Raw genomic sequence first — 26362 nt, 5'->3', positions numbered from 1 at the left:
AATTAATAAAAAGGATTATCAGTCATGGCAGCTAAAAAAGCGCAAATGATGCCTACTTTTGCTTACGAAGGGGTAGATCGCAAAGGGGCAAAAATTAAAGGGGAATTACCAGCACGTAATATGGCTTTAGCCAAAGTCACATTACGCAAACAAGGGGTAACGATTAAGAACATTCGAGAAAAACGCAAAAACATTCTTGAAGGTTTGATGAAGAAGAAAGTCACCACCCTTGATATCACGGTATTTACACGCCAACTGGCAACCATGATGAAAGCTGGTGTCCCACTCGTGCAAGGCTTTGAAATCGTGGCTGAAGGTTTAGAGAATCCATCGATGCGGGAAGTAGTGCTTGGACTCAAAGGCGAAGTTGAAGGCGGTAATACCTTTGCGGGCGCATTAAGAAAATACCCACAATACTTTGACAACCTCTTTTGCTCTTTAGTTGAATCTGGTGAACAATCTGGTGCACTAGAAACCATGCTAGATCGCGTCGCGATTTATAAAGAGAAAAGTGAGTTACTCAAACAAAAAATCAAAAAAGCCATGAAATATCCTGCGACAGTTATCGTGGTTGCAGTGATTGTCACGATTATTTTGATGGTCAAGGTAGTCCCTGTTTTCCAAGATCTATTTAGCTCATTTGGTGCAGATTTACCTGCTTTTACCAAAATGGTCGTGAATATGTCCGTTTGGATGCAAGAATATTGGTTTATTTTAATTATCGTTGTCGGTGCGATTATTGCCTGTTTTCTTGAAGCCAAAAAGCGTAGTAAAAAATTCCGCGACACTCTTGATAAACTTGCATTACGCTTACCGATTTTTGGTGATTTGGTTTATAAAGCCATTATTGCGCGTTATAGTCGTACACTTGCAACAACATTTGCAGCAGGGGTTCCATTGATTGATGCACTCGAATCAACGGCTGGTGCAACCAACAACGTTGTTTATGAAGAAGCCGTGATGAAAATTCGTGAAGATGTTGCTACAGGACAACAGTTACAATTTGCCATGCGTGTTTCTAATCGCTTTCCATCAATGGCGATTCAAATGGTCGCAATTGGTGAAGAATCAGGTGCTTTAGATAGTATGCTTGATAAAGTTGCCACTCACTTCGAAAATGAAGTCGACAATGCGGTCGATGGCTTAACCGCAATGATGGAGCCATTAATTATGGCAATTCTAGGAGTACTTGTGGGTGGTCTTGTTATCGCGATGTACCTTCCAATTTTCCAAATGGGTTCTGTGGTCTAATGCAGCAATTCTTAAATTATTTTATCGAAAACCCAACTGCACTTTATCTAGCAGTTGGGCTTTTTAGTTTATGTATTGGTAGCTTTCTGAATGTTGTTATTTTCCGAACGCCAAGAATGATGGAGCAGGAATGGCAACAAGAATGCCAAATGCTACTCCATCCAGAACAACCTGTCATTGAAGAAGAAAAGCTGACTTTAAGTCAACCTGCATCAACTTGCCCTAAGTGCCACACCCCTATCCGCTGGTATCAAAATATCCCAGTGATCAGCTGGTTAGTACTCCGTGGTAAATGCGGTGCCTGTCAAAACCCGATTAGTATTCGTTACCCATTGATCGAGTTATTGACCATGGGATGCTCTCTAGTGGTCGTTGCTGTTTTTGGTCCTACCCTCCAAATGCTATTCGGTTTAGTTCTGACTTGGGTGTTAATTACCCTTACTTTTATTGATTTTGATACACAATTGCTTCCAGACCGCTTTACACTCCCATTGGCAGCACTCGGTTTAGCCATTAATAGTTTTGCGATTTACACCACAGCAAACTCAGCAATTTGGGGTTATGTGATTGGCTTCCTTTGCCTTTGGATTGTTTATTATCTTTTTAAAATCTTTACTGGCAAAGAAGGTATGGGCTATGGCGATTTTAAATTACTGGCTGCATTAGGGGCTTGGATGGGTCCAATGCTCTTGCCTTTAATTGTGTTACTTTCTTCTGTTGTCGGCGCAATTATTGGTATCATCTTATTGAAAATGCGCGGTGAAAATCAGCCCTTTGCTTTTGGCCCCTATATTGCAATTGCAGGCTGGATCGCATTTTTATGGGGTGATCAAATTATGAAAGTTTATTTAGGTGGCTAATATGCAATTTATCTTGGGGATTACAGGTGGTATTGGCAGCGGTAAATCAGCTGCGACTCAATGGTTTGAGTCCCAAGGTATTACAGTCGTTGATGCAGATGTTGTGGCGAGAGAGGTCGTCGAACCAGGTCAAAAGGCGCTGCAAGATATCCATCAAGCTTTCGGTGACTGGGTCTTACTTGAAGACGGTCATCTGAATCGACGTGCGCTTAGAGAGCATATTTTCAAATCTCCTGAAGCCCGTCAAACCTTAGAACAGATTACCCATCCAGCGATTCGTCAGTCTATTATCCAACAACTACAGCATGCTGAAAGCCCTTATGTCATTTTGGTTTCACCACTCTTATTTGAAACAAATCAACATGAATTGGTCCATCATACGCTACTGGTTGATGCAGATGAGCAAACGCAATTGCAACGCGCTAGCCAACGAGATGGACAAAACCAAGAACAAATTAGAAAAATTATCGCAGCGCAAATGCCAAGAAATCAAAAACAGCAACTGGCCAATGATATTGTGTTGAATGATGGTTTATTAGAACATTTACATGAACAACTGAGACCCTTGCATCTTACTTATTTGCAACGTGCTGAAAAACACAGCTAATTTTTATTTTGCTGGGAAAGTTGCTGACTTAAACTGTCTTGTCTCCGCCATCTCCAAGGCTGTAATGCACCAATTGCCATCCCGACTAGACCACACGCAACAGCAAGACTTAAAGGCTCATTTAACAACGGCACTGCAATCACAGCAGCAATAAAGGGTGCCAAAGTGACAATACTTCCTGTTTTAAATGCACCCAAACGCTCAATTGCAGCAACATAGGTCAAGGTTGCAATAATGACGACTAATACGCCATGGAACAGTCCTTGTATAACTAAATGTAAAGGTTCTGCCTCATGGAAATGCTTTGGAATAAATAAAAAATAAATTGGTAGATAAATCAATGCTGACCAAATCACTACACTCGCCGTAGAATGCCACGCCGACATTTTCCATTGTTTAAGAAGTACGGTAAAAATACCCCACCAGACTGCACTCATGAACAAAAGTACATCCCCCACCCCAAATACAGTGGTTTGTTCATGCAACATCAAATAACTCATCAGCGCTAATGCACTCAACATGATGACTAAACTCATCCAAGTATGTTTATCAAAAGGTTGCTTAAAGATGAGATAGGCCGCCACGGCGGTACAAAGAGGAATACAACCATTAAGGAAAATGGCGGCATGTGCTGCTGGTGCATGTAAAAAAGCAATATAGACCGTAAAACAATACGCCAGCCCACCAATCAATGCCAAAATCACGGCACGAGGTTGCCATAAAAAAGCCAAATCCTTTTTATAAATTAAGATTGGCATTAAGATCATCGATGCAATCGCAAAACGCATGGCCACTAAATCCCAGGCATTAATATGCCAGTGGGCATTGAGACGAGAAAAAATAGTAAATCCGCCCCAAATGCACATCGTGATCAAGATAAATATGTAGCCTTGAGTTCGCGAGGTCATGTTCAATCACTTAATCGATGGCTGAGTAATGCATCAAGCTTACAGGTTGCGCTGACGACAAGCCTCATAGAGCGCCATGCCAGTCGCGACACTCACATTTAAACTCTGTAAATCACCTGACATTGGAATATAAACCGTTTGATCACATTGCGACTGCGTAATTGGTCTTAAACCTGTGTCTTCAGCCCCCATAACAATCACCACAGGTCCACTAAAGTCACATTGTTGAATCGGCAAAGCCTTTTCATCTAACATGGTACCAATCACACGAGTATGCGTGGTGTCTTTCAAATGTGCCAAAGTACGCGCTAAATTGGTCACTTGGATAAATTTAACTTTTTCAGCACCACCTGCGGCAACTTTTCGGGCGGTCGGTGTCAAACTAGCGGCACGATCTCGCGGCACGATTACAGCCTGTACACCCATTGCCGCCGCTGTACGAATACAAGCACCTAAATTATGTGGATCTGTCACTTGATCTAGAGCTAACAATAAAGCATTTGGTGATTGTTGCATCAGTTGATCAAGATCTTTTTCGTTCAAGGTCGGGTGTGGACGCACAGCTGCAACAACGCCCTGATGGAAGGGCTGACCTGCCAATTTTTCTAGACTGTCACGACTCGCCTTTTGTACACTGATACCAAAAGGTTCTGCTAACTGCAAAATCTTTTGTAAACGCTGATCATCACGCCCTTTTAAGGTAAATAAGGTCAAAACACGTTCAGGCTCTAACTCTAACAACGTCTCAACAGAGTGAACGCCATAATAATATTCAGGTTTTGCCATGAACAACCTCTTTAACTTAAGGGGGAAATTTAAAAAAATAAAAAATCCTGTAAATGGCTTTACAGGATTCTCTTTAGATATAGTGTACTCGATTTAGGTCCAAATAGGTTAGCCTTCTAAATGGCAAACATAATCAAGGACTTCATCTGCTTCGATATGAAACATACTATTACCTGGTACATAAAAAGACTGTCCCGCACGGAACAATTCACTTTCAGCACTATCGGCAATTTTCACACGACACTCCCCTGAAATAATTTCCATACGCTCAGGGACATGGGTTTCGAAAGTTAGAGGTTGTTCAGTGGGTAAAATCACACCTAACGTCTTTTTCGTTCCATCTTCAAACTGTACGGTATGACTGATACATGCCCCGCCAAAATACACATTTGATTTTTTAATGACCGTAACATGATCAAACTGCACTGAACTCATGCCTACTCTCCAAATAATGCAGCATTTATATTAGGTTATGATGGAGCTAGTTTAATTGTGCCAGCGCCACGAATCAATCCATTTTTATCATGCTTTCTCCGCAATTTTCTCAGCGCTGAGATAAAATAAAATGACCCCGCAACCTCTTTAATCAACGAATATAACAAGGGGCGCGCTTTAAAATGATCAAGTCATTTATTTACAACAATATTCCACTAATCCTGAATGCAAATAAATTCAGCGTTCTTTTGTTTCGATCAAACAAGATACTCTTGTCGCCTCGGTAAAATTTCTCTATCTTTAAGCAAAAGATTTCATGCATTGGATGCATTCATGCTGACCCATTTAACTTTAATTAATTTTGCACTGGCTGACCATTTGGCTTTAGACATTGAACAAGGCTTCAATGTCTTAACAGGTGAGACAGGTGCCGGCAAGTCATTATTGTTAGATGCTTTGTCTGCCTGTTTGGGTGAACGCACCGATACCAACTATGTTCGCTATGGCGCTGACAAGGCAGATGTCACCGCTGTGTTCAGTTACCAACCAGACAGTGCTGAAGCCCATTGGTTGACTGAGCATGAACTTGAAGATGACACGGGGGAAATTCATTTAAGACGTGTTGTTTTTGCCACGGGACGAAGTAAAGCGTGGATCAATGGTCGACCGAGCAGTTTAGCTGAACTTAAAGAAATCGGACGTTTACTGGTTCAGCTTTATAGTCAGCACAGCCAGCAACAATTACTCGAACCACCCTATCCTAAACATTGGTTAGATCGCTACAATAACTTTGCAGAACCTACTCAAGCAGTGCGTGATGCCTATGCAACATGGCAAAATAATATTCGCCAACATCAAGCAGCTTTAGATGCTCAAGCCACGCGCATCCAAAAAATTCAAAGTTTGGAGTTACAAATTGAAGAACTCGAAGAGGTCATTCAGACGGATTATCGAGAAACAGAACAAGAGTTTGATCGCCTAAGCCATCACGAACATATCATGCAGGACTGTGGCTATAGCTTAAATGTCTTAGATGAAGCAGAGCAAAATATTACCCAAGAAATTGCATCAATTATCCGCCGTTTAGAATCTCATGCTGGACGTAGTGAGCATCTTTCTAATATTTATAATTCATTATTAAATGCTCAAAGTGAAATTGACGATGCAACTGCAAGTCTACGTCAGTTCATTGACCGCCAAAGTTTTGATCCTGAACGTATGGAACAACTAAATACCACCTTAGAAGTCTTTCATCGTTTGGCACGAAAATACCGCACCCAACCTGAATTATTAAAACAAGAATATGAAACCTGGCAACAAGAATTAGAACAACTACATCAACTTGAAGATCCTGAAACGTTGGCAGAACAGGTTGAATTATCTCATCAAGCATTTGTGCAAAAAGCCGAATATCTAGATCAAATTCGTCGTGAAGCTGCCATTCCTTTAGCTAAACAACTGACTGAACAAGTGAAACCCCTTGCGCTACCAGAAGCACATTTTGAGTTCAAATTTGAGCCGATGGAACAAGCCAATGCCGAGGGACTGAGCACAATTCAACTGCTCTTTACTGCGAATAAAGGGATTCCACCACAACCACTGGCACGCGTTGCATCGGGCGGAGAATTATCCCGTATCGCCTTAGTCATGCAAGTGATGAATGCAGAGAAAACCGAAGCCGAGGTGTTGGTTTTTGATGAAATCGATGTGGGGATTAGCGGTGGAACAGCTGAAGTTGTTGGCCGGTTACTGGCTGATTTGGCTCAACACGTCCAGTTACTTTGTATTACGCATCAAGCCCAAGTGGCAGCACAATCTGATCAGCATTTATTGGTGAAAAAACAACAAACAGATCCTGCGAGTAGCACCATCATTGAGTTGGATGAAGAGCATCGTATTTTAGAGCTCGCGCGTATGTCTGGTGGGGTAGAAATTAGCGAAACAACCCTGCAACACGCCAAGCAATTACGCCAACTTAAATTCCAATCAACCTGAACTTTGCAACAAATTATCAGAAAATGATTGGCGAAATCCGATTAACTCTTGTATGTTGATAAAAAGAACCTATATACATAGATTAACTCAATCTTTTGATGGAGAACCGCCTAGGTGACGAAACAATATTTAACACATCGTTGTCTCATTGCTCCACCAGACATGGCTGATGAATTCTTTGCAAATACGGTCATCTATGTTGCACGCCATGATGAAGACGGTGCACAAGGCATCATTATCAATCGCCCATCTGAATTACAGATCAAAGAGCTACTGAATGATTTAGAAATTGATGCGGATAATGTACAACCCCATGCAGTTTTGCAGGGTGGACCATTGCGTCCAGAAGCTGGCTTTGTATTACATACTGGACAACCGACTTGGCATTCATCGATAGCCGTTGGTGAAAATGTATGTATTACCACCAGCAAAGATATTTTAGATGCGATTGCACACAATGAAGGTGTTGGCCGTTATCAGATCGCGCTAGGTTATGCGAGTTGGGCAAAAAATCAACTTGAAGAAGAAATGGCACGTGGCGACTGGTTGATTTGTGATTCTGATATGGATTTGATTTTCAATCTACCCTATGGCGATCGTTGGGATGCGGCATATAAAAAAATCGGCGTAGATCGTACTTGGCTTGCCTCAGAGATTGGCCATGCCTGAGTTAAATCCCCCTCAATCTATTATGGCTTTTGATTTTGGAACACAAAAAATGGGAATGGCAATTGGCCAATCAAGTATTGAAAGTGCCAATCCACTCCCACTGTTCAGCATGAAAGATGGTATTCCCGACTGGAACCAACTGTTAAAAATCGTCAAAGAATGGCAACCCAATCTATTTATTGTTGGCTTACCCCTAAATATGGATGACAGTGAGTCTGAACTATCAGCCCGAGCTCGAAAGTTTGCAAGACGCCTACGCCATCAAACCAATATTAGCACTTGGATGGTAGATGAACGCCTAACTACACGAGAAGCACGAGAAGAACTCGAATTTTATCAAAGCAAAGGACAAGCTAAGCGGTTATCCGCAGACAGCTTTGCCGCTGCACTGCTTATTCAAAGTTGGTATCGCAATCCTGTTGGGATTACACCTTAGCTTATTTCTCAATAATTCTGACCGTCGCAGTACGTCCTGAGACAAAAGCCAATGGATTATGCGGTTGCTCATCCAAAACAATTTTTACAGGCACACGTTGCGCTAAACGCACCCAACTAAAAGTTGGATTTACGTTTGCTAATAAATTAGAACTTCCTGAACGTTCGCGATCTTCAATCCCTGTAGCGATCCCCTGTACATGCCCTTGGATCTTCTGTTTATCCCCCATTAACTGTACAGTCGCTTGGTCTCCAACATGAATCCGATTAAGTTTGGTTTCTTCAAAATATCCGACCACGTACAGCTGGTGACGATCCAACAGTGCCGCAACAGGCTGCCCAACCTTCACATAATTACCAACGCTCAAGTCAAAGTTAGACAAAGTCCCATCCGCAGGTGCAACCACTTCTGAGCGCTGCAAATTCAATTGTGCTAAATGTAAATTACTCTGAGCAACTTCGATCAACGCATGTTGTTGTTGAATCGCAGCATTGGCCTGCTCGATCGTTGCAGTCAATTGCTCACGTTCTGCAAGTGCCTGATCACGCGCGGCAAAAACTTGATCTTGCTCTTGCTTTGAGATCGCACCATCCATCAAACTCGCATAACGTGCCGCATTCTTTTCAGCCAATTTCATATTGGCCTCAGTTTTGACCAAACTTGCTTTTGCACCAGCTAGATTCGCCTGCGCTTGTGCCAATCCTGCATTGGCTTTGGCCAAATCAGATTTCGCCTGCTCAACATCCAAAGCTTGGCGTGCTACATCGATGGTGAAAAGCACCTGTCCCTTCTTCACCGTCTGGTTATCTTGAACTAAAACCTCAGTAACCAAACCATTCACATCCGAAGCGACCTGAATCACATCACCACGGACACGCCCATCACGTGTCCATGGCGATGCATTGTAATAATTCCATAAATGCACAACTGTATAGACAGCGATCAAAATCGCGAGAAGCAAAACCACAGGACGTATAACTTTTCGCACATCAAATGCATTCATGTTCTTCACCTTTCGTACGTATTCTTAACCGATTCAATTTTCAAAAATGAGCGCTTATGGAAACCACTAAACCCACAGCCAAACAAACAATCCATGTACGAATAACAATAGTCCCAAGTAAAAACACAGATTGAAAATGCTAGGTAAGGCAATCCAACCTTTTGCAATTAAACGGTCTGTGAGCGGACTAGAGAACTTAAATAACACATAGGCAATAATGGCTTGTACCAACAAAATCGGAATATAAATTCCATATAGATTTATTTCACCCATGCGATACACCTACAGCATTTATTGTTGAGAACATCTCTTCAGCAGGCATATGTCCAATGCTGACACGAATATTGTTCAATGAAATCCGCATACGTTGACGTAATTGCTCGTCCTCAATTTCGGAGGAAATGAATTGCAATTGCTCTATTTGCTGAACAATTTCTGTTGGAAAGTGATTCACTGACAACCGTTTTTCTTGGGTTTTGAAATAATCAGTCAATTGTTGCTGTAATCTCTTCACTTGGTTCTGCAAAGTTTCAAACTGAGGGAGTTTCTGACTAATTTCTTGCAAACGAACCAAATCAACAATTGAACTACTCTCAACCAAAGCATGTTGAATCGAAGTTTTTATCTCAAGATCTTGTACCATCTTGGTATTCAATACGCCCACTCGATCTAGCATACTGCGCAGGTGGATCTTGAAGTCACTTCCGTAAGCCATATGAATTGCTTGACGCATGGCTTGATAATGTAAAGCCAAAATACGTGTTGCACTGGTATCTGGAGAAACAGCTCTCACCAGATCGATGACAATCAATGAAACCAAAACACCCAATACCATCGCAAAGGAGCTGTCTAAATAAGACACAGCATCCATGGTGTATTGATTATGTAGATTCAAACCCATCATTGTGTTGATACCGAGCACCATTCCAACGGGCATCAACATTTGATTTGCCATCATACTCACAGCAACCAAAAACACAGGAAAAAGCACCAAAGCCAATTGCCAAAAATGTGTCACATGTGGAAAAATTCCAAATGCATACAAAAAGACCAAGACTGCTGAAAACAAGCTGCCCCAAATAAAAATTCGCAACACAGGCACTGGATTATCCAAGGCAGTCAGAATACATGCCGTTACTGCCCCCATCTGCGCCATCATAAACCCAGCCTTCCAACCTGAAATAATCCACGCACCAGTGACGATAAAAGTAATTAATACAGCACTGATCCCACCACGAACTGCAATACCATGGTCACGATGTAAACTCGGATAGGTGGTACTAATAGCGGTAATTTCCGCTGGAATATCTTTTTTTCCTTGCTGAATGTGTTGCCAAATGAGTTTCACAGCCAAAATATTGGCAATAAAATGGCGGATATCCATTTTTAGAGCACCCAAAACAACTTGCTGCTCGGATGTTGCCATTGCAATTAATTCGGAAAAATCTTGTTCAAACCCTGTCGGCAACGTTTGTAAATCCGATGGGTGCAATGCTTTTTCTTGCTTTAAAAATAATAAAGTACGCTGTCTAATTCGATCTAGATGTGGTGCAAGCTCAACCATTTGCATCTTTTCAAGCTGTTTCACACGTTGAGAAAGTGCTACTAGATTGGCCACTACGAGGGAAACCTGATGCAACATTTCTTGCAACGGTTTCGTCATCCCTTTAAGCTCACCTTTTTCATAATTTAAATGCACAGCAAGCGCATGAATATCTGAGGCATCTCGGGTAATCACTGATAAAATCTGAGTATAATCTTGAGGCGTCTCCTGAATGGTCACCAAATTCTCAAATGTGCTTTCTAGATCATGTAATGCCTTGTTTACTCTTTGTTTAATCATCGCCCCAACATGTACTGGAAAGAACGTTGCAGAGACAACAGCAGTTGCAATGACACCGATCGAAATCTCTAATACTCGTGCTAAAGCAATATCAAAAATATTGTAGCTATCAATATAAGTAATAGCGTTATAAACAATCATCGCAGTTGAATACCCTGCCAACATAAAGACATAGCTACGAGGTGTACGATCCAATAAAGAAACGTACAAAGCAAAGCCAACCCAAAGTGACAAAATAATCGTGAATAACCACGGTGTATTAATAAAATGAGGGGTTAAGATCAAAGCAATAATTGCTCCGACAACAGTACCCACCAGTCGATAAACACATTTTGATGACACCATTCCTGAGTATGGATTAGCAATAATCAAAACGGTTCCAATCGACCACATCGGATTAATCAAATCCAGTTCAAATGAAACAAACAGTGCCAACATACCTGCCACAAAGGTTTTGGAGGCAAAAATGATGTCTAGTCGGCTTGGTCTAAAAGCCAACAACTGTTTAAGTAACATGTATATATCTCAATGCTAGGTCAGTTTTTGCTCATCATATTGCGGTCTATATAAATCAAGAGACAACACATCCAGCCTATTTTAGGATTAACCCAAAACAGCCGATGAACACTAAGCTGATTAATTTGAAATGAGGCACAATGTGGACAGCGTTATGGAAATCACTGCTTAGCACAATAATTATCCAATGAAGACATTGCATGGATAATTTTTCCAAAAAATGATAAATTAGTCAACATAATTATCATAATTTGATAATTTAATGTAATTAATAACCATGTTTTTATTGAATTCGCTAAGTTTTCTCAGACAGCTTTAGATTTATTCAGGTGAGCCCAACAAATTCTAAGGCCCATATCAGACTCAACGCTTTTCTGTTATAAAACAATAAAAGTTTGATTTTCACGTTCTTTTTAAGGAGTAGGCACATCATCATGGCAAGTTCGAGTTTTGGTAAGATTCTCACTGTGCTGGATTTATTTTCGGTTACACGCCCAATCATCAATGTCGATATCATTTGTGATGAACTTGGATTGTCCAAGCCGACTGCCTACCGTTATCTTAAAGAATTGGTTTCTGCCGATATGCTTAAACGCATTAGCGGAACTTCAGGAGATTATACTTTAGGCTCCAAAATCGCTGTTTTAGATTATATTTCGCATAGCACCGACCCATTGGTTCAGATCAGTATTCCATTTATGCGTGATATCGTGGATAAAACTGAGCTATGTTGTTTACTCACTTATTTAAATCATGATTATTGTATTGATTTACATCATGAAACTTTTAAAGAAGCAGAGCTGCTGTCTTTTGGTCGAGGTTGCCCTCGTCCTGTTTATATTGGTGCCTCTCCTAAAATCGTGATTGCCCATTTGAGCAAACAACGTATCCAAGCCTATTACCAACAGTTCAATCAAGAACTTGCTCAAGTGGGTTTTGCCCAGAATTTAGATGAGTTTGCCCAACAGATGCGAAAAATCAAAAAACAAGGCTTCTATTTATCACAAGGTGAGATTGACCCAATGGTTTGTGGACTATCAGTACCTATTCGCTTTTCTAGCAAAGAAGCACCCATTGCACTCACCTTAGTCGCTTCAAAAAATCGCTTTGATTTTTTAAATATTCAGAAACTGATCGAGATTTTACAAAATAATGCAGCACAAATTGAACACAAGTTTGCCTTACTTTCTGAAAATGGATAAAACTTATTATGAGAATATTTAAAAATTTTTACATTTTTAAAGATTGAAAATATGCAAAAATTCTCATATTATGATTTTGTTCTTCAGCATACTCTCCCAAAAGAGCATGATTTTCCTCAGAGAACTAAGCTCATCAACTGATGGGCTTTTTTCTTATATTTATTCTAAAAAATCGTAAACTAGGCATAAAAAAACCTTCCCGAAGAAAGGTTTAAGAAACAACCAAAAAAAGGAAAGATTAAGGCTGCTTTAAATACGGCCATGCGGCTTTCAGATAAATAAACATTGACCATAACGTCAACAGTACCGCAGCATATAACAAAGCGTATGCCCACATTTCTAAGGGTTGCCAGTTCAACAAAAATACACTGATCGCAATCATTTGGAATGCTGTTTTGTATTTTCCGACTGTAGAAACTGCAACATTGGTTCGCGCCCCGAGCTCAGCCATCCATTCACGTAAAGCAGAAACAGTGATCTCACGCGAAATAATCACAATCGCTGCAAATGCCATTGAAATAGTAGGTTGCCATTGCACAAGTACAATTAAAGCTGCCGCGACCATTAACTTATCTGCGACGGGATCGAGAAAACGTCCAAAAGCAGAAGTCTGGTTCAATGTTCGCGCCAAATAGCCATCAAACCAATCGGTCAGTGCGGCAAGGACGAAGATTGCTGTCAATATGATATGACGTAGCATGCCACCATGATGTTCAGCGCCAATCGCTGGTGGCCAATATGCGATTACCAAAAAAACAGGTATGAGAGCAATACGCGCCAAAGTTAATATATTTGGAATGTTCAGGATTCGCCCTGTACTCATAAACACCGCCATGTTGTTCGCATCAAATTTGCATATTGCGCAAAGGATGTACCGAGATTGTTTCGATCTGTAAGCAACTTTATACGAAATACCGCCTAATGTCGATTAGGCAAACACGGCAACCGTCTGCCTTAAGATCGCAATCAGCCGATGATCACGATCCCAAACATAAGCATATTCGGTAGCGTAACCATGTTCAGCATACTCTGTTGTTACCTTGTATTTAAACCAATCATGAATATGATGAGCAATCGGATGCACATATGTAATTTGCCAAGTTAATGAACTGGCTGGTGCAGGTGTCTTAAACATAGGTAACACCCCTGGCGGCCACACATCCATCAATGCAAACAAATCTGCAAGCTGCATTTCACGATCAGCATGTAGATTTGGTGCAAAACGACTCCAACCACCAAAATCAGGCGCTTTACTTCCTGCCATCGGATAATGACCTTCAGCCCAACACAATTCAAATTGCTGCATACATTCAGGCATTAAACCTTCGATATAAAACGTTTTATCTAAGGTTTCAGGCAATGGATAATCTGGTTCATGTGGCAGATGATTGACATGAATGCGGGACTCACGTTGCGAACCAAAGCTCGCAACCAAAATGCTTTGCACTGCATCATCCTGCCACAAACGAACCTCCAAACTCGTTACAGACTTACCTTCACGGAGTATTTCAGCCGTGAGCTTTGCTGCGCCATGTTGTACAGGACCGATGAAGGTCACATTACAACTGAGAAGCTGTTTTGCTGGATCGTTGACCACCCCCATTGCTTTTTGGATCATTAGTCCTGCAATGAGTCCGCCAAATACGGTTCGACCTTGTAACCATCCTGATGGAATATCAATCGTTTCTTGTTGCTTAACTTGTTGATACAGTGGAAGCAATGACATCATTTTTCCTTTTATCTTCAATAGATTCTATCTTTGAATGTTTTTAGTCATTTGTGAATGGTCATTGATCAATCAATCATTGAAAGATTTGGTCAATTGGTCAAATCACTCATGCAAAATTTTATAAATGGTCCTTGCCATAACCTCACCCAAACCCGGAACTAAAGTCAACTCTTTTTCAGAGGCATTCAGCACACCTTGAATACCGCCAAAATGGGTTAACAAATCTCGACGGCGTTTTGGTCCCAAGCCGGGAATGGCTTCTAAAACTGAACTACTACGACGTTTATCACGCTTTGCACGATGTCGGGTAATGGCAAAACGATGCGCCTCATCCCGCACTTGTTGGATTAAATGCAAAGCCTTATGGTCTTCAGCAAGTTGAATCTTGGTTCCATCGGTAAAATGCAAGGTTTCTAGCCCTGGTTTACGTCCCTCACCTTTAGACACACCAATCATAAAAGCATCCAACTCAAGCTCTTGCATGACCTCCATTGCCATATGTAGCTGCCCTTTTCCCCCATCAATCAGGAGTAAATCAGGCAACATATTCTTCTTATACCGTCGAATCAGAGCTTGCCGCATCGCCGCATAGTCATCTCCGCCCGTAATATCCTGAATTGCGAATTGTCGATAATCGCGTTTTCTTGCGCCACCCTGATCAAAGACCACACATGAAGCAATCGGTGCCTCGCCCATGGTATGGCTAATATCAAAACATTCAATACGATCAATTGGGCGACCAACCACTTGCTCTAATTGATGAAAACGCTCATTTAATTCGAGATGATTGCTGAGTTTCCCTTTTATGGCATGTTGCACATTCATTTGTGCAAGCTCCTGCCATTCAGCCCGTGTTTCACGCACCTTATGTTTGATCTGGATTTTTTTATTAAAGGTCTGTTGCAAGGCTTCTTCCAATTGCTTTTTATCAGGAACCTCTAAATTTACGATCAGTTCAACTGGAATTTCATCCGCGACTTGAAAGTAAAAATTCGCGATAAAATCACTCAACATTTGCCCCAGATCATCCCCGAGCATATCTGGAAAATAACTTTTTCCACCCAGCATCTGACCATTACGCACATACATGATCTGAACACAGGTAACACCCGCTTGGTGTGCAATCGCTAAAATATCAGCTTCACCTTTAATTTTAAAAACGGCTTGCTGGGCTTGAACTTCGCGCAATAAGGACAAGCGATCTCGATAAAAAACTGCTTTCTCAAACTCTAAAGCTTCAGCCGCTTGCTCCATTTTGCCAATCAGTTCCTGATTCAGCTCTTTGGTATCGCCTTGTAGAAAACGAATCGAATTATTTACATCTTCCTTATAGTCTTCTGGGCTAATCAAACCAACACAGGGTGCAGTACAACGCTTGATTTGATATTGCAAACAAGGGCGCTTACGTTGGGAAAAATAGCTATTTTCACACTGACGGACATTAAACAATTTTTGTAGTGTTAATAAGGTATCGCGGGCACTATAAGCACTTGGATAGGGCCCAAAAAACTTACCGATTTGATGTTTGCCTTTTCCCCGTCCACTTGCAATCCGTGGGTAAGGCTTATCTGCTGAAACAAAGATATATACATACGACTTATCATCCCGCAGCATGATGTTATACGGTGGGCGATGCAATTTAATCAGGTTCTGTTCGAGTAATAGTGCTTCGGTTTCGGAGCGGACCACTAAAGTTTCGATGTCATATATACGTGCAACCAATGCTTGAGTTTTTGGATGCTCAATGGTTTTGACAAAATAACTCGATACACGATTTTTAAGATTCTTCGCTTTACCGACGTAAAGCAACTCTCCATCTTTGCCCAGCATTTTATAAACGCCCGGCAATTGGGTCATATGAGCAAGTATTTTTTCAATGTGTTCACGTGCGTTTGGATTCACGGCAGACTTTCATGATCAGTAATGCTTTTGATGATGTCGTTTGTATCGATGAATTTCAAGTCCCGATGAACTGTAACTTAAACAATAAAAAAGCCCTGAAAACCGATAAGATCTCAGGGCTAAATATGAAAAAATTAGCGATGAATGATTCGACTACGTCTTAAAACACATAAGGGCGAATAAAGATAAGGAAGAACAAGCCCAACATGATGAACCACTTCAAAAAGTAGTACAACTGACGATTTGACTTCTTCAAAGCTTTGGCTTTAATACGAATTTGGTAAACATAACCAAAAGCTTTATTTAAACCACCTGTTTGATCTCCAGCTTCATTTGGAGAACTTGCCGCAGTCATGACTTTTTTGCCAAACCAATGATTAAACTTTTCCATAAAACGTGTTTTAAGCGGACGTTCAACATCTGCGAAAAAGATAATACGGTTCTGGTCCGTGGTATTTTCAGCATAATGAATATAAGTTTCATCAAATACTACACTTTCACCATCGCGCCATGAGTAACGCTCACCATCCACATCAATAAAACAACGATCATCATTTGGTGTGATTAAGCCTAAATGATAACGCAACGAACCTGCATAAGGATCACGATGTCGTACCAAACGGCTATCAGGCGCAAGCTCAGTAAACATTGCGGCTTTAATTGTTGGCAAAGTCTTTAATAATGCAGTCGTTTTCGGGCAAAGTTCTGCTGCCGATGGATGCGCCGAGTCATACCATTTCAAGTAGAAACGTTTCCAACCTGTTTTAAAGAAGGAGTTAAAGCCCAAGTCATCATAAGTACTGGACGCTTTAATACCGCCTTTGTCATACAATGCTTTTGCTTCATCACGAATCATTTCCCAGTTTTCATCTAGAACTTTTAAGTCTTTGAAATGCTGCGTGTCGATATACGGCTGATTCGGCACTTTGGAAAACATGTACATTAAAAAATTGATTGGCGCGAGAATCGTAGAATGGTCAAAAAACTGACGATAAAACGAATGCTTTACTTTACCACGACGCTGAATATACAACGCAGAAATGATAAAAATCGCTAATATGATCCACTTAATCATAGATTACTCTATCTTTATTAAAGGAAAATCAAATGCTAGTTTGATAACCAAATTTCAAAATCGCACTCAAAAAACAAGCCTATTATTCTAGCAAATTTATATTATGCAATACCAATTTACTTTAATTAGATAAAACAATTGTATTTTATAATTATGTATAACAATCAAAAACTAAGCTTTATATTCGCCCCTATAAAAACATTTTTGTTTTTGAATTTCCAATATGTTCTGAAAATTAGAATAAATTGATGACCACTGCGTCACGGCTTGATACAACTTTGTTATGCCCTTTTTAGATATAGTTATCGTAAGATTACCGAAGCGTTTTTGCGACCTAACCGGCGCATAAGCTTTATGACATCAACTTAGAATCCTCCACAACAAGGAGATCAGGCATGATCCACGCTGGCAATGCCATTACCGTCCAAATGCTTGCGGACGGAATTGCAGAATTCCGCTTTGACTTACAAGGTGAGTCGGTTAATAAATTTAACCGTGCGACCATTGAAGACTTCCAAGCAGCAATTGCTGCGGTTAAAGCCAATAACGATATTAAAGGCTTAGTTGTTACTTCTGGGAAATCAACATTTATCGTTGGTGCAGATATTACTGAATTTGGCGAAAACTTCGCTGCTGGTGAACAAGCAATTGTTGACTGGCTTATGCCTGTACATGAGATCTTCAATAGCTTTGAAGATTTAGACATCCCTAAAGTTGCTGCTATCAATGGCATGGCACTTGGTGGCGGTTTTGAAATGTGCTTAGTGTGTGACTACCGCGTCATGTCTGAGCAAGCACAAGTCGGCTTACCAGAAATCAAACTCGGTATCTATCCTGGTTTTGGTGGTAGCGTTCGTTTAAGCCGTTTGATCGGTATCGACAATGCCGTTGAATGGATGGCAATGGCGAATCCGAAGAAGCCAGCTGCTGCACTTAAAGATGGTGCGGTAGATGCGGTTGTTGCTGCTGACAAACTCCAAGAAGCTGCTGTTGATTTAGTTAAACAAGCCATTGCTGGTCGTTTAAACTGGAAAGCAAAGCGTCAAGAAAAATTAGACGCAATTAAATTGAACCCGCTTGAACAAATGATGGCGTTCAATACAGCGAAAGGTGCGGTTCTTGCGAAAGCAAACCCTGCACAATACCCTGCTCCTAAATTATTGCTTGACTCATTACAAGCAGGTGCAAGCTCAACTCGTGATGACGCATTAAAAGCAGAAGCTCAAGGTTTCGCTAAAGCTGCGATCACACCACAAGCTGGCGCACTTATCGGTTTATTCATCAATGACCAAGTGGTGAAGAAAACTGCGAAGAAATATGAGAAAGGTGCTCATCCTGTTAACCAAGCAGCTGTATTAGGTGCGGGTATCATGGGTGGTGGTATTGCTTACCAAGCGGCAAGCAAAGGCACACCAATTATCATGAAAGACATTGGTAACCCACAACTTGCGCTCGGTATGAAAGAAGCGAATGGCTTGCTGACCAAGCAAGTTGAACGCAAGAAAATGAAACCTGCGCAAATGGGTGAAACACTGGCTCGCATCCGTCCAACTTTAAGCTATGACGAGTTTAAAGAAGTGGATATCGTAATCGAAGCCGTGACTGAAAATCCAAAAGTAAAAGAAATCGTTCTTGCTGATACTGAAAAGCATGTTCGTGAAAACACGATCATTGCATCTAACACATCAACAATTTCAATTACACGTTTAGCAAAAGCATTACAACGTCCTGAAAACTTTGTTGGTATGCACTTCTTCAACCCAGTACACATGATGCCATTGGTTGAAGTGATTCGTGGTGAAAAGACTTCTGATGAAGCAATCGCAACTACAGTTGTTCTAGCTCAAAAAATGGGTAAAACACCAATCGTTGTAAACGACTGCCCAGGTTTCTTAGTAAACCGTGTATTGTTCCCTTACTTTGGTGCATTCGACCTTCTTGTTAAAGACGGTGCTGACTTCCAGCAAGTTGATAATGTGATGGCGAAATTCGGCTGGCCTATGGGTCCTGCATACTTGATCGACGTTGTTGGTATTGATACAGGTGTTCATGGCGCAGAAGTGATGGCTGAAGGTTTCCCTGACCGTATGAAGCCAGACTACAAAGGTTCTATCGAAGCGATGTATGAAGCAAAACGTCTTGGCCAAAAGAATGACGTTGGTTTCTACAAATATGTGTTAGACAAGAAAGGTAAGAAAGCGAAAACTGTTGATCCAACAGCTTACGAAATCATTGCGCCTTTCGTGACTGGCGAAAAACGTGAATTTGATCCACAAGAAATCATTGACCGTATGATGCTTGCTTTCTGTAACGAAACAGTTCGTTGCTTAGAAGACAACATCGTTGCAACTGCTTCTGAAGCAGATATGGCGATGATCATGGGTGTAGGTTTCCCTCCATTCCGTGGTGGTCCATGCCGTTATATCGACCAAACTGGTGTTGCTGAATACGTTGCGCTTTGCGACAAATATGCACACTTAGGTAAAGCTTATGAAGCGCCACAGATGTTGCGTGACATGGCTGCTAACAACACAAAATTCTACGGTTAAGGAGCGACGTGAATGGCTACTTTAAATCCACGTGACGTTGTGATTGTTGATGGCGTTCGTTCTGCCATGGGCAAATCACGTAACGGTATGTTCCGCAATGTACGTGCCGACAGTTTATCTGCTGAGTTAGTACGTGCACTTGTTGCTCGTAACCAGTTTGATACCAACGAAGTTGAAGATGTAATCTGGGGTTGCGTAAACCAAACTTTAGAGCAAGGTATGAACATTGCTCGTAACATTGGTTTATTGGCTGATATTCCAAAAACTGCTGGCGGTCAAACTGTTAACCGTCTTTGCGGTTCTTCAATGCAAGCAATCCACACTGCGGCAGCTCAGATTGCAACGAACCAAGGTGATGTATTCATCATCGGTGGTGTTGAGCACATGGGCCATGTAGGTATGATGCACGGCATCGACCTTAACCCTGAAGCATCTAAACACTATGCAAAAGCATCGAACATGATGGGCTTAACTGCTGAAATGTTAGGTCGTATGAACGGTATCTCTCGTGAAGAGCAAGATGCTTTCGGTGTTGAATCTCACCGTCGTGCATGGGCTGCAACACAAGAAGGTCGTTTCAAAAACGAAATCGTTGGTGTTGAGGGTCATGATGCAAATGGTTTCAAAATCCTTTGCGACATCGATGAAGTAATTCGTCCAGATGCAAATCTTGAAGCGTTCCAAGCATTGAAACCAGTTTTCGATCCTAAAGGTGGTTCAGTAACAGCTGCAACTTCATCTGCTCTTTCTGACGGCGCATCTGCAATGTTGTTGATGTCTGCTGAACGTGCTCAAGCATTGGGTTTAAAACCACGTGCTGTGATTCGCTCTATGGCGATTGCAGGTTGTGATGCTGCGATCATGGGTTACGGTCCAGTTCCAGCAACTCAAAAAGCGCTTAAACGTGCTGGTTTGACGATGGCTGACATCCAAACCATCGAGTTAAACGAAGCGTTTGCTGCTCAAGGCTTATCAGTCATGAAAGGTCTAGGTGTTTATGACAAACAAGACATCATCAACTTGAATGGTGGTGCGATTGCATTGGGTCACCCATTGGGCTGTTCTGGTGCTCGTATCACAACTACATTGTTGAACGTGATGGAACAACAGGATACTCAAATCGGTCTTGCGACCATGTGTATCGGTCTTGGTCAAGGTATCGCGACGATTATTGAACGTGTTTAATCGACACTGAGATAAAAAGAAAATCCCCGCACTTTGCGGGGATTTTTTTATTTAACCCAATAAAACTTCCCAATATGGGAATATTTTGTTATTGTGTTCCCATATTGGGAAGTTTTTTAAGAGCATTATGAGATTATTGGGGAGAATTAATAGAAATCACTTATCAGATGTAGCACTTAAGTGGATTTCTATTTTTGAAAATGAAGTTACTCAAACTTCATGGCGTCGCCCAGAAGATATTTTTAAGATGTATCCTCGCATGGAATATCTTCAAAAGAATATATACAGAATCCCTATTTTAGACACCAATCTTCATCTGATTCTTAAAATATGTCTTGCCAATGAAATTGTTGTAATTAAAGAAGTTAAGAGTTTAAATTAATGTCTACTGAGATTAAAGTCATCCGTACAGACGAGCAATATAGAGCTTACCTAGAGCAGGTTGAAGCTTTAATGGATGTCGATACATCTAAAAATCAAGCCACTAAAGATACTTTAGATTTACTCTGCTTATTAATTCAGGATTATGAAACTAAACATTTTCAATTGGATATCCCAGACCCAATTGATGCAATCATCTTTCGAATGAAAGAGTTAAATTTAAAACAAGCTGATTTAGCCCCGTATTTTGGTACTACAAGCCGAGTTTCAGAAGTGCTAAATGGCAAAAGAAAGCTTACTGTAGAAATGATTAGAGCTCTATCTATAGGTTTGAATATTCCTGCTGAAACTCTAATTTCACCAACGAATACTAAGCCATCTTCTAGCACAGATATTGATTGGAAAAAGTTTCCAGTCAAAGAAATGGAAAGTAGAGGTTGGATAAAAATTCCAAATAGAGAAAGAATTGCAGAAATAGTCAGCGAATACTTAGCAAATAGTGGGCTAAATTTTACAGCAGCTTCATATAAACGCACGCTTAGCGGTGAAGCATATTCTCCAAATACTAAATTTGCTTTACATGCTTGGTTATCACGAGTTGTACAAAAGAGTAGATCTACAAAGACTAGAAACAATTTGTTCCATAAAGAAATTGTAAATAAAGAATTTTTAAGAGAAATAGCTCAACTAAGTTGGTTAGATAATGGGCCTCTTTTAGCTGTTAAGAAGCTAGAGAGTGTTGGAATTTCAATAGTTATAGAGTCTCATCTAAAAGGTACTAGAGTTGATGGTGCTTGTTTAAAAGATTTTGATGGAAAACCAATCATTGCTCTTTCATTACGTTACGATCGACTAGATAATTTTTGGTTTACTTTATTACATGAGCTAGCTCATGTAATGAAGCATTTAGATGAAAATGACACCTTTATAGATGATCTTGAGCACAACTCCGTTGATCACAAAGAAGCCGAAGCAAATAGATTAGCTCGAGAAGCATTTATTCCTAGAGGAATTTGGAAGACAAGCGATGCTTTCTTAAATCCTACTAGAGAAAATATTTATTCATTAGCAAATGAGCTAAGAATTCATCCTGCTGTTATAGCAGGGCGTCTAAGAAGTGAATTAAATGATTACACAATCTTTAATGATCTGTTAGGACAAAATGAAGTAAAGAAATTTTTTAATTCGGAATTAACCTATATGGAGTAACAGACTTGAATCCCCTACATACATATTTCCCTATTTTCCCAGCTAAACGTGGTGAATTCACAGCTTTAACAAAACTTCAAAGTGAGGTTCGAAAGCATGTAATGCCTATTTTTGAAATCCCTGTAGGGGATTGGGATAAAACCTCTAAAGAAGACTTTATTAATAGAAAAGTGGAAACTATTGAAAAATTAGTTGAAAAAACACAACTTTTCTCTTTAGCTGTTGATACTTATTATTATAGTAAAAATGATCAAATTTTAGAAAATGGTCGACATGTGTTCGAGTATATTTATAACTCCTTATATCAACTTGACATTAGGGTCATTCCTATCGTTGGATATGATAGGTGGTTTAATAGCTTTGATTCAACTTATCGAACCACCTTATCGAAAATGGAATTTAGAGATGCTCCATATTTTATTATTCGTCTCGATGGCGAAGCACTAGATGATAGTGATGAACCTGAATATTTTTTAGAACAAATTGAAGAAATACTTCACGGAATTAAAGCTACACCTCAACAATGTGTGATGCTTGTAGATCTTAAAAGTATTGTTAAAAAATCACTTCCTGAATTAATAGATAAAACTCAAAGGATTGCCAAAGCACTTACTCAACTAACCCCTCTATCTATTATTATTAGTGGTTCAAGTGTTCCAGAAACAATTGATAAAGCTGTCGATGAACCTGATAGTTGCGGTCTCTTATTAAGGAAAGAGTCTTTAATCTGGCAGAATCTAATAAAAATTTTCCCACAAATTTCATTCAAATATAGCGATTATGGCGTCAAAGCTCCAAGTGGAAAAGAAAGCGTACCAGCTGGAGATAATGCAAATGGAAAAATTCGTTATACGACCGATAATCATTACTATATCGCTAGAGGGCATAAGATAGCGATTGATCATAATTTCTCTCAAATGCATACTTTAGCTAAGAAAATTGTTAATTCTTCATATTTTGAAGAAGACCCATCTAGTTGGGCTGATAACGAAATTAAAAAAGTAAGTAAGCATGAACGGACTTCAGGTAACCATGAGACATGGATAGCAATTGATACAAATCGTCATATCCAACATATTCTTGAGGAAGTCAGTCAAAAAACATTTATTTAAAAGTCCCTTAAATCTATAAAGAGATACTAAATAGTAATATTTATTTTGAATACAAAGTATAAGTTATACTTCTTGTGTTAATAACTTATTAGTCTAAAAATGTCCCTTTGTCGACAGAAAATCTCCGCACTATGCGGGGATTTTCTTTTTCAAAATAGAATAGAATTTTTAACGCGGAAACAAAGGATTCTGTGGAGCATTTAACCCATCTTCAATTTGCTTTTGCAATTTCAAGATATCATCCATATTGATCTTAATCGTTCCATCTCGGATGCCCATGATATTATTTCGATCAATATTCAAAGGTTCTAACATTTTGAATACACCTGTGGTTGGATCAGACGATTGAAATCCTCTTGCCACAGCTAAAATATATTGCTGCAATATTGGTGAAAGCTGAGATAAATCTGGTTCAGCCATTTTAGGCTGATAATTGACTGTAGTCATCCCCTCATTTACACCAGCATTCTGCATATCGCTATGTACTTTATAAATATGGTGTTGCAATGCTTCACGTACTTTTTCATCTTCTTGAAACGGAATAAAGCCAACCTCTTCACGCAGCTCAGATTCGGCCATGATTTTAATGGTTGGCAATGTCACAACGTCATTTGCTTGAACCGTTGGTAGCCCCATAGCAATCAATACGGCAATACAAGCTGATCGTTTTAGAAAATTCATGGCTCGCTCCAAAATCAGTCACTCAATAGAAATATAATGAGTTAAATGAAAGCATCTAATAATAGGCTACAACAAAGTTCGACTTGATTCAGTAAGGCTCAGATAAACGGTAAATATCAAGTTAATAACCCAACAAAATGCAGTAAAAATTAATGATAGCTATTTACTTAAATACATTATTTACCCATAATTTTACAAAAATTTACTCAACTAAAGTACGCATGAAAAATTTCCTACTATGTTTAGCACTTGGGCTTTCTATCACGGGCTGCGCAACCACAAAAATCTCTACAGAAGAACGCAATAAGTTAAACCAAACTCAAGCATTGCTTAAAACCAATCCAGTTGCTGTCATCTCAGATGGATGTTTAATTCGAAGTGAGTTAGGAACTAGTCTAATTGAAGGTGAACAATCTCGTTTAACTGCACAGAAATTTGCCGAATTGCTCTCCAGTCAACTGAATGAACAAGGTGTAAAGGTCGGACATAAAATCATGCCTTTTGTATGTGGTTTCATGCCCGAAGAGCAAGTTAAAAAATATGACTATAGATTAGATAATGAAGCTAAACGTGCTGAAATTAAAAACTATCCACTCGTTTCTCTAGAAAACAAAACGTTGTCAGAACAACAACAGCAAGCATTATTAAATCTTACACAAAGCTTTAATAAACAAGCGGTCCTAGCACTTAAAAATGCAAAAGAAAAAAAGCCTGTAAGCAATCTACTTGAACTAAGTGATCAGGATATAACTGCACTTAAAAATCTAACTCAATCTGATTATGTATTTATAGCATCTGTTACAGGTACAGATGCTTCATTTGGTAAAAAGTTTGCTGCTGGGGCATTAAGTGTCGGTGTGAGCCTAGCTACAGTCGGCGCTGGTAGTGGTTTCGTAACCGCTTATATCCCACAGGAAGGTCAACAATATGTTGTGCACATTGTCGACTTAAATAGTAAGACGATCATGTGGACAAAAGGTGGAATGCTCATGGGTAAACCCTACTCTAGGAAGAATCACTCGATTGAAGCTAAAGCTATTTTAAATCCTTTATTTGAAGTGGCAAGCAAATAAATCTGTATCGAAGAAACGAATTTCCCCTTAAATTAAATACATTAAGTCTAGTTTGAGGGGTATTGTGTTTCTTTAGAAAGAAATCACTTATCAATAAATAACAACTCGGATCAGAATTTTCCATAAAACTAATTCAGTTGATTAATGTATATAAAACAATTGCTGGCTTTCATACATTTTTTTATTTATTCTCTTTTATAATGATTAGAAGTGTAAAATAAGAATGAATTTAAAATCCTTAAATCGAAATATTTTAACTTGTACCCTATGCTCGACCCTCTTTCTAACAGCTTGTGCATCAAATAGAGTGGGTGACTCAACAAGAGACTTCTTTACAAAATATGAATCTGGACATGAATGGATCACGATTCTTGAAGATGATGTAGTCGCTTTTGGTAAGCCTTCTATTGCATTACCTCATGAACCCGCTGATAGTATTGTCATTGCAGGAAAGCAGTATAGTTATGTAATTACTCAAGGTGGCACTGAACTTATCCAGCTGCTCAGCCAACTTGATCCAAAGCATATTCAAATTGACCGTGACTTAAATTTCAATGCTCCCGAACAAAATAGTCCACACTTTTATGGAAATTTTAGATTTTCTTATACTCCCCCTAATGGAAAATTAAATGAAAAAGAAACAAAATTATTTAAAAAATACGGTGTCCAACCTTGTAGTTGTATAGAAAAAATACGGCCTGCCACCTTTGATCTCAAACTAAGAGGCAAGGTTTACCCAGTTGCAAAAAATATTGATACATTAACTCCCTTATCCAAACCCTACCATGTCAAGATTCAATACCTTTACTATAAAAGTGAAACAGTGAAACGATCCAAGAAAGAGATATTGCAGCAGTTACCAATACTCCCTCTTGCCATTGCATTCGATGTGGTTATGTTACCGTTTCAAGCAATAGGGCTAACAAATGAAGTATGGAAATAGCAACATATAACC

General features: G+C 39.8%; 25 protein-coding genes. 14 read left to right on the top strand and 11 right to left on the bottom strand.

Going from position 1 to position 26362, the window contains the following annotated elements; all coding sequences use genetic code 11:
• Positions 1 to 24 precede the first annotated feature (24 nt).
• The 3 genes from AAC851_RS10830 to coaE are packed head-to-tail and all read left to right on the top strand — an operon-like array spanning position 25 to position 2718.
• Positions 25 to 1251 (top strand): type II secretion system F family protein, encoded by a 1227-nt coding sequence (locus AAC851_RS10830; protein WP_005083853.1) that lies wholly within the window; start codon positions 25 to 27, stop codon positions 1249 to 1251.
• Positions 1251 to 2111: a prepilin peptidase gene (locus AAC851_RS10825; protein ID WP_151211331.1), complete on the top strand. Its 861-nt coding sequence runs from the start codon at positions 1251 to 1253 to the stop codon at positions 2109 to 2111. The genes AAC851_RS10830 and AAC851_RS10825 overlap by 1 nt, the downstream gene beginning before the upstream one ends.
• Before the next feature lies 1 nt (position 2112).
• Positions 2113 to 2718 carry a dephospho-CoA kinase gene (coaE, locus tag AAC851_RS10820; RefSeq protein ID WP_005088002.1) on the top strand — a complete coding sequence of 202 codons (606 nt, stop codon included), beginning with the start codon at positions 2113 to 2115 and terminating at the stop codon, positions 2716 to 2718.
• On the opposite strand, the gene AAC851_RS10815 is transcribed toward coaE, so the two are convergent.
• The 3 genes from AAC851_RS10815 to ppnP all read right to left on the bottom strand — a co-directional run bounded on the left by AAC851_RS10815 (position 2715) and on the right by ppnP (position 4847).
• Positions 2715 to 3626 (bottom strand): DMT family transporter, encoded by a 912-nt coding sequence (locus AAC851_RS10815; RefSeq protein ID WP_017394516.1) that lies wholly within the window; start codon positions 3624 to 3626, stop codon positions 2715 to 2717. The genes coaE and AAC851_RS10815 overlap by 4 nt on opposite strands.
• Positions 3627 to 3665: 39 nt before the next feature.
• Positions 3666 to 4412: a 23S rRNA (guanosine(2251)-2'-O)-methyltransferase RlmB gene (rlmB, locus tag AAC851_RS10810; protein ID WP_004637678.1), complete on the bottom strand. Its 747-nt coding sequence runs from the start codon at positions 4410 to 4412 to the stop codon at positions 3666 to 3668.
• Positions 4413 to 4520: 108 nt separating this feature from the next.
• The gene (ppnP, locus tag AAC851_RS10805; protein ID WP_004637677.1) at positions 4521 to 4847 is read right to left on the bottom strand and encodes a pyrimidine/purine nucleoside phosphorylase; all 327 of its coding nucleotides are present in this window, start codon (positions 4845 to 4847) and stop codon (positions 4521 to 4523) included.
• A gap of 333 nt (positions 4848 to 5180) precedes the next feature.
• Here ppnP and recN point away from each other — a divergent pair, with 333 nt between their 5' ends.
• From recN to ruvX, 3 genes are all read left to right on the top strand, one after another.
• A complete protein-coding gene (recN, locus tag AAC851_RS10800) occupies positions 5181 to 6842 on the top strand; it encodes a DNA repair protein RecN (protein ID WP_262444012.1) in 1662 nt (553 codons plus the stop codon).
• 114 nt (positions 6843 to 6956) lie between these two features.
• Positions 6957 to 7511 carry a YqgE/AlgH family protein gene (locus AAC851_RS10795; RefSeq protein WP_004637675.1) on the top strand — a complete coding sequence of 185 codons (555 nt, stop codon included), beginning with the start codon at positions 6957 to 6959 and terminating at the stop codon, positions 7509 to 7511.
• Entirely contained in the window at positions 7504 to 7947 is a 444-nt protein-coding gene (gene ruvX, locus AAC851_RS10790) for a Holliday junction resolvase RuvX (RefSeq protein ID WP_017395821.1), read from the top strand. Before AAC851_RS10795 ends, ruvX begins: the two co-directional genes overlap by 8 nt.
• Before the next feature lies 1 nt (position 7948).
• Here the strand turns inward: ruvX and AAC851_RS10785 are convergent, their stop codons facing one another.
• The 3 genes from AAC851_RS10785 to AAC851_RS10775 all read right to left on the bottom strand — a co-directional run bounded on the left by AAC851_RS10785 (position 7949) and on the right by AAC851_RS10775 (position 11309).
• Complete coding sequence (locus tag AAC851_RS10785) at positions 7949 to 8950, bottom strand: HlyD family secretion protein (protein WP_325772007.1); 1002 nt, start codon at positions 8948 to 8950, stop codon at positions 7949 to 7951.
• A 66-nt stretch (positions 8951 to 9016) separates the two neighbouring features.
• Positions 9017 to 9223: a DUF1656 domain-containing protein gene (locus AAC851_RS10780; RefSeq protein WP_004637672.1), complete on the bottom strand. Its 207-nt coding sequence runs from the start codon at positions 9221 to 9223 to the stop codon at positions 9017 to 9019.
• Positions 9216 to 11309, bottom strand: coding sequence for an FUSC family protein (locus tag AAC851_RS10775; protein WP_340600861.1), 2094 nt, complete (start codon positions 11307 to 11309; stop codon positions 9216 to 9218). Before AAC851_RS10775 ends, AAC851_RS10780 begins: the two co-directional genes overlap by 8 nt.
• Before the next feature lie 434 nt (positions 11310 to 11743).
• Here AAC851_RS10775 and AAC851_RS10770 point away from each other — a divergent pair, with 434 nt between their 5' ends.
• The gene (locus AAC851_RS10770) at positions 11744 to 12511 is read left to right on the top strand and encodes an IclR family transcriptional regulator (protein ID WP_340600860.1); all 768 of its coding nucleotides are present in this window, start codon (positions 11744 to 11746) and stop codon (positions 12509 to 12511) included.
• A gap of 238 nt (positions 12512 to 12749) precedes the next feature.
• On the opposite strand, the gene pgsA is transcribed toward AAC851_RS10770, so the two are convergent.
• The 4 genes from pgsA to lpxO all read right to left on the bottom strand — a co-directional run bounded on the left by pgsA (position 12750) and on the right by lpxO (position 17217).
• Positions 12750 to 13334 (bottom strand): CDP-diacylglycerol--glycerol-3-phosphate 3-phosphatidyltransferase, encoded by a 585-nt coding sequence (pgsA, locus tag AAC851_RS10765; RefSeq protein WP_005087994.1) that lies wholly within the window; start codon positions 13332 to 13334, stop codon positions 12750 to 12752.
• A 105-nt stretch (positions 13335 to 13439) separates the two neighbouring features.
• Positions 13440 to 14237 (bottom strand): thioesterase family protein, encoded by a 798-nt coding sequence (locus tag AAC851_RS10760; protein WP_340600859.1) that lies wholly within the window; start codon positions 14235 to 14237, stop codon positions 13440 to 13442.
• Between the two features lie 105 nt (positions 14238 to 14342).
• Positions 14343 to 16142, bottom strand: a complete 1800-nt coding sequence (uvrC, locus tag AAC851_RS10755; protein WP_134252955.1) for an excinuclease ABC subunit UvrC — start codon at positions 16140 to 16142, stop codon at positions 14343 to 14345.
• Positions 16143 to 16302: 160 nt separating this feature from the next.
• Positions 16303 to 17217 (bottom strand): lipid A hydroxylase LpxO, encoded by a 915-nt coding sequence (gene lpxO, locus AAC851_RS10750; RefSeq protein WP_004637663.1) that lies wholly within the window; start codon positions 17215 to 17217, stop codon positions 16303 to 16305.
• Between the two features lie 395 nt (positions 17218 to 17612).
• Here lpxO and fadB point away from each other — a divergent pair, with 395 nt between their 5' ends.
• The 5 genes from fadB to AAC851_RS10730 all read left to right on the top strand — a co-directional run bounded on the left by fadB (position 17613) and on the right by AAC851_RS10730 (position 23653).
• The gene (gene fadB, locus AAC851_RS10745) at positions 17613 to 19766 is read left to right on the top strand and encodes a fatty acid oxidation complex subunit alpha FadB (protein ID WP_004637660.1); all 2154 of its coding nucleotides are present in this window, start codon (positions 17613 to 17615) and stop codon (positions 19764 to 19766) included.
• Between the two features lie 12 nt (positions 19767 to 19778).
• Entirely contained in the window at positions 19779 to 20951 is a 1173-nt protein-coding gene (gene fadA / locus AAC851_RS10740; protein ID WP_004876444.1) for an acetyl-CoA C-acyltransferase FadA, read from the top strand.
• Positions 20952 to 21078: 127 nt separating this feature from the next.
• On the top strand, positions 21079 to 21333 hold the full coding sequence (locus tag AAC851_RS15920) for a type II toxin-antitoxin system HigB family toxin (RefSeq protein ID WP_125503112.1): 255 nt from the start codon (positions 21079 to 21081) through the stop codon (positions 21331 to 21333).
• A complete protein-coding gene (locus tag AAC851_RS10735; RefSeq protein WP_125503114.1) occupies positions 21333 to 22541 on the top strand; it encodes an ImmA/IrrE family metallo-endopeptidase in 1209 nt (402 codons plus the stop codon). Before AAC851_RS15920 ends, AAC851_RS10735 begins: the two co-directional genes overlap by 1 nt.
• Positions 22542 to 22546: 5 nt before the next feature.
• Positions 22547 to 23653, top strand: a complete 1107-nt coding sequence (locus tag AAC851_RS10730; RefSeq protein WP_171456351.1) for a beta family protein — start codon at positions 22547 to 22549, stop codon at positions 23651 to 23653.
• Positions 23654 to 23821: 168 nt separating this feature from the next.
• On the opposite strand, the gene AAC851_RS10725 is transcribed toward AAC851_RS10730, so the two are convergent.
• A complete protein-coding gene (locus AAC851_RS10725; RefSeq protein WP_125503118.1) occupies positions 23822 to 24334 on the bottom strand; it encodes a hypothetical protein in 513 nt (170 codons plus the stop codon).
• A gap of 221 nt (positions 24335 to 24555) precedes the next feature.
• Between AAC851_RS10725 and AAC851_RS10720 the strand changes: the two genes are divergently transcribed.
• On the top strand, positions 24556 to 25407 hold the full coding sequence (locus tag AAC851_RS10720) for a hypothetical protein (RefSeq protein WP_125503120.1): 852 nt from the start codon (positions 24556 to 24558) through the stop codon (positions 25405 to 25407).
• Between the two features lie 223 nt (positions 25408 to 25630).
• Complete coding sequence (locus AAC851_RS10715; protein ID WP_125503122.1) at positions 25631 to 26350, top strand: hypothetical protein; 720 nt, start codon at positions 25631 to 25633, stop codon at positions 26348 to 26350.
• The last annotated feature ends 12 nt before the right edge of the window (positions 26351 to 26362 follow it).

It is taken from the genome of Acinetobacter sp. HZNU-JH01, from assembly GCF_037996845.1.
Classification (GTDB): Bacteria; Pseudomonadota; Gammaproteobacteria; order Pseudomonadales; family Moraxellaceae; genus Acinetobacter; species Acinetobacter haemolyticus.
Note: the sequence above shows the minus strand (reverse complement) of the source record. Positions and strands in the feature narration are given on the sequence as shown.

What these genes read in the sequence shown, in the direction of transcription:
- rlmB (WP_004637678.1), bottom strand. Translation starts at nt 4,412, where the DNA reads ATGGCAAAACCTGAATATTATTATGGCGTTCACTCTGTTGAGACGTTG.
- recN (WP_262444012.1), top strand. Translation starts at nt 5,181, where the DNA reads ATGCTGACCCATTTAACTTTAATTAATTTTGCACTGGCTGACCATTTG.
- AAC851_RS10715 (WP_125503122.1), top strand. Translation starts at nt 25,631, where the DNA reads ATGAATTTAAAATCCTTAAATCGAAATATTTTAACTTGTACCCTATGC.
- AAC851_RS10775 (WP_340600861.1), bottom strand. Translation starts at nt 11,309, where the DNA reads ATGTTACTTAAACAGTTGTTGGCTTTTAGACCAAGCCGACTAGACATC.
- AAC851_RS10785 (WP_325772007.1), bottom strand. Translation starts at nt 8,950, where the DNA reads ATGAATGCATTTGATGTGCGAAAAGTTATACGTCCTGTGGTTTTGCTT.
- AAC851_RS10815 (WP_017394516.1), bottom strand. Translation starts at nt 3,626, where the DNA reads ATGACCTCGCGAACTCAAGGCTACATATTTATCTTGATCACGATGTGC.
- AAC851_RS10825 (WP_151211331.1), top strand. Translation starts at nt 1,251, where the DNA reads ATGCAGCAATTCTTAAATTATTTTATCGAAAACCCAACTGCACTTTAT.
- AAC851_RS10720 (WP_125503120.1), top strand. Translation starts at nt 24,556, where the DNA reads ATGAAAAATTTCCTACTATGTTTAGCACTTGGGCTTTCTATCACGGGC.
- fadA (WP_004876444.1), top strand. Translation starts at nt 19,779, where the DNA reads ATGGCTACTTTAAATCCACGTGACGTTGTGATTGTTGATGGCGTTCGT.
- fadB (WP_004637660.1), top strand. Translation starts at nt 17,613, where the DNA reads ATGATCCACGCTGGCAATGCCATTACCGTCCAAATGCTTGCGGACGGA.
- AAC851_RS10830 (WP_005083853.1), top strand. Translation starts at nt 25, where the DNA reads ATGGCAGCTAAAAAAGCGCAAATGATGCCTACTTTTGCTTACGAAGGG.
- AAC851_RS10725 (WP_125503118.1), bottom strand. Translation starts at nt 24,334, where the DNA reads ATGAATTTTCTAAAACGATCAGCTTGTATTGCCGTATTGATTGCTATG.
- ruvX (WP_017395821.1), top strand. Translation starts at nt 7,504, where the DNA reads ATGCCTGAGTTAAATCCCCCTCAATCTATTATGGCTTTTGATTTTGGA.
- AAC851_RS10780 (WP_004637672.1), bottom strand. Translation starts at nt 9,223, where the DNA reads ATGGGTGAAATAAATCTATATGGAATTTATATTCCGATTTTGTTGGTA.
- AAC851_RS15920 (WP_125503112.1), top strand. Translation starts at nt 21,079, where the DNA reads ATGAGATTATTGGGGAGAATTAATAGAAATCACTTATCAGATGTAGCA.
- pgsA (WP_005087994.1), bottom strand. Translation starts at nt 13,334, where the DNA reads ATGAGTACAGGGCGAATCCTGAACATTCCAAATATATTAACTTTGGCG.
- AAC851_RS10735 (WP_125503114.1), top strand. Translation starts at nt 21,333, where the DNA reads ATGTCTACTGAGATTAAAGTCATCCGTACAGACGAGCAATATAGAGCT.
- AAC851_RS10770 (WP_340600860.1), top strand. Translation starts at nt 11,744, where the DNA reads ATGGCAAGTTCGAGTTTTGGTAAGATTCTCACTGTGCTGGATTTATTT.
- AAC851_RS10760 (WP_340600859.1), bottom strand. Translation starts at nt 14,237, where the DNA reads ATGTCATTGCTTCCACTGTATCAACAAGTTAAGCAACAAGAAACGATT.
- coaE (WP_005088002.1), top strand. Translation starts at nt 2,113, where the DNA reads ATGCAATTTATCTTGGGGATTACAGGTGGTATTGGCAGCGGTAAATCA.
- ppnP (WP_004637677.1), bottom strand. Translation starts at nt 4,847, where the DNA reads ATGAGTTCAGTGCAGTTTGATCATGTTACGGTCATTAAAAAATCAAAT.
- lpxO (WP_004637663.1), bottom strand. Translation starts at nt 17,217, where the DNA reads ATGATTAAGTGGATCATATTAGCGATTTTTATCATTTCTGCGTTGTAT.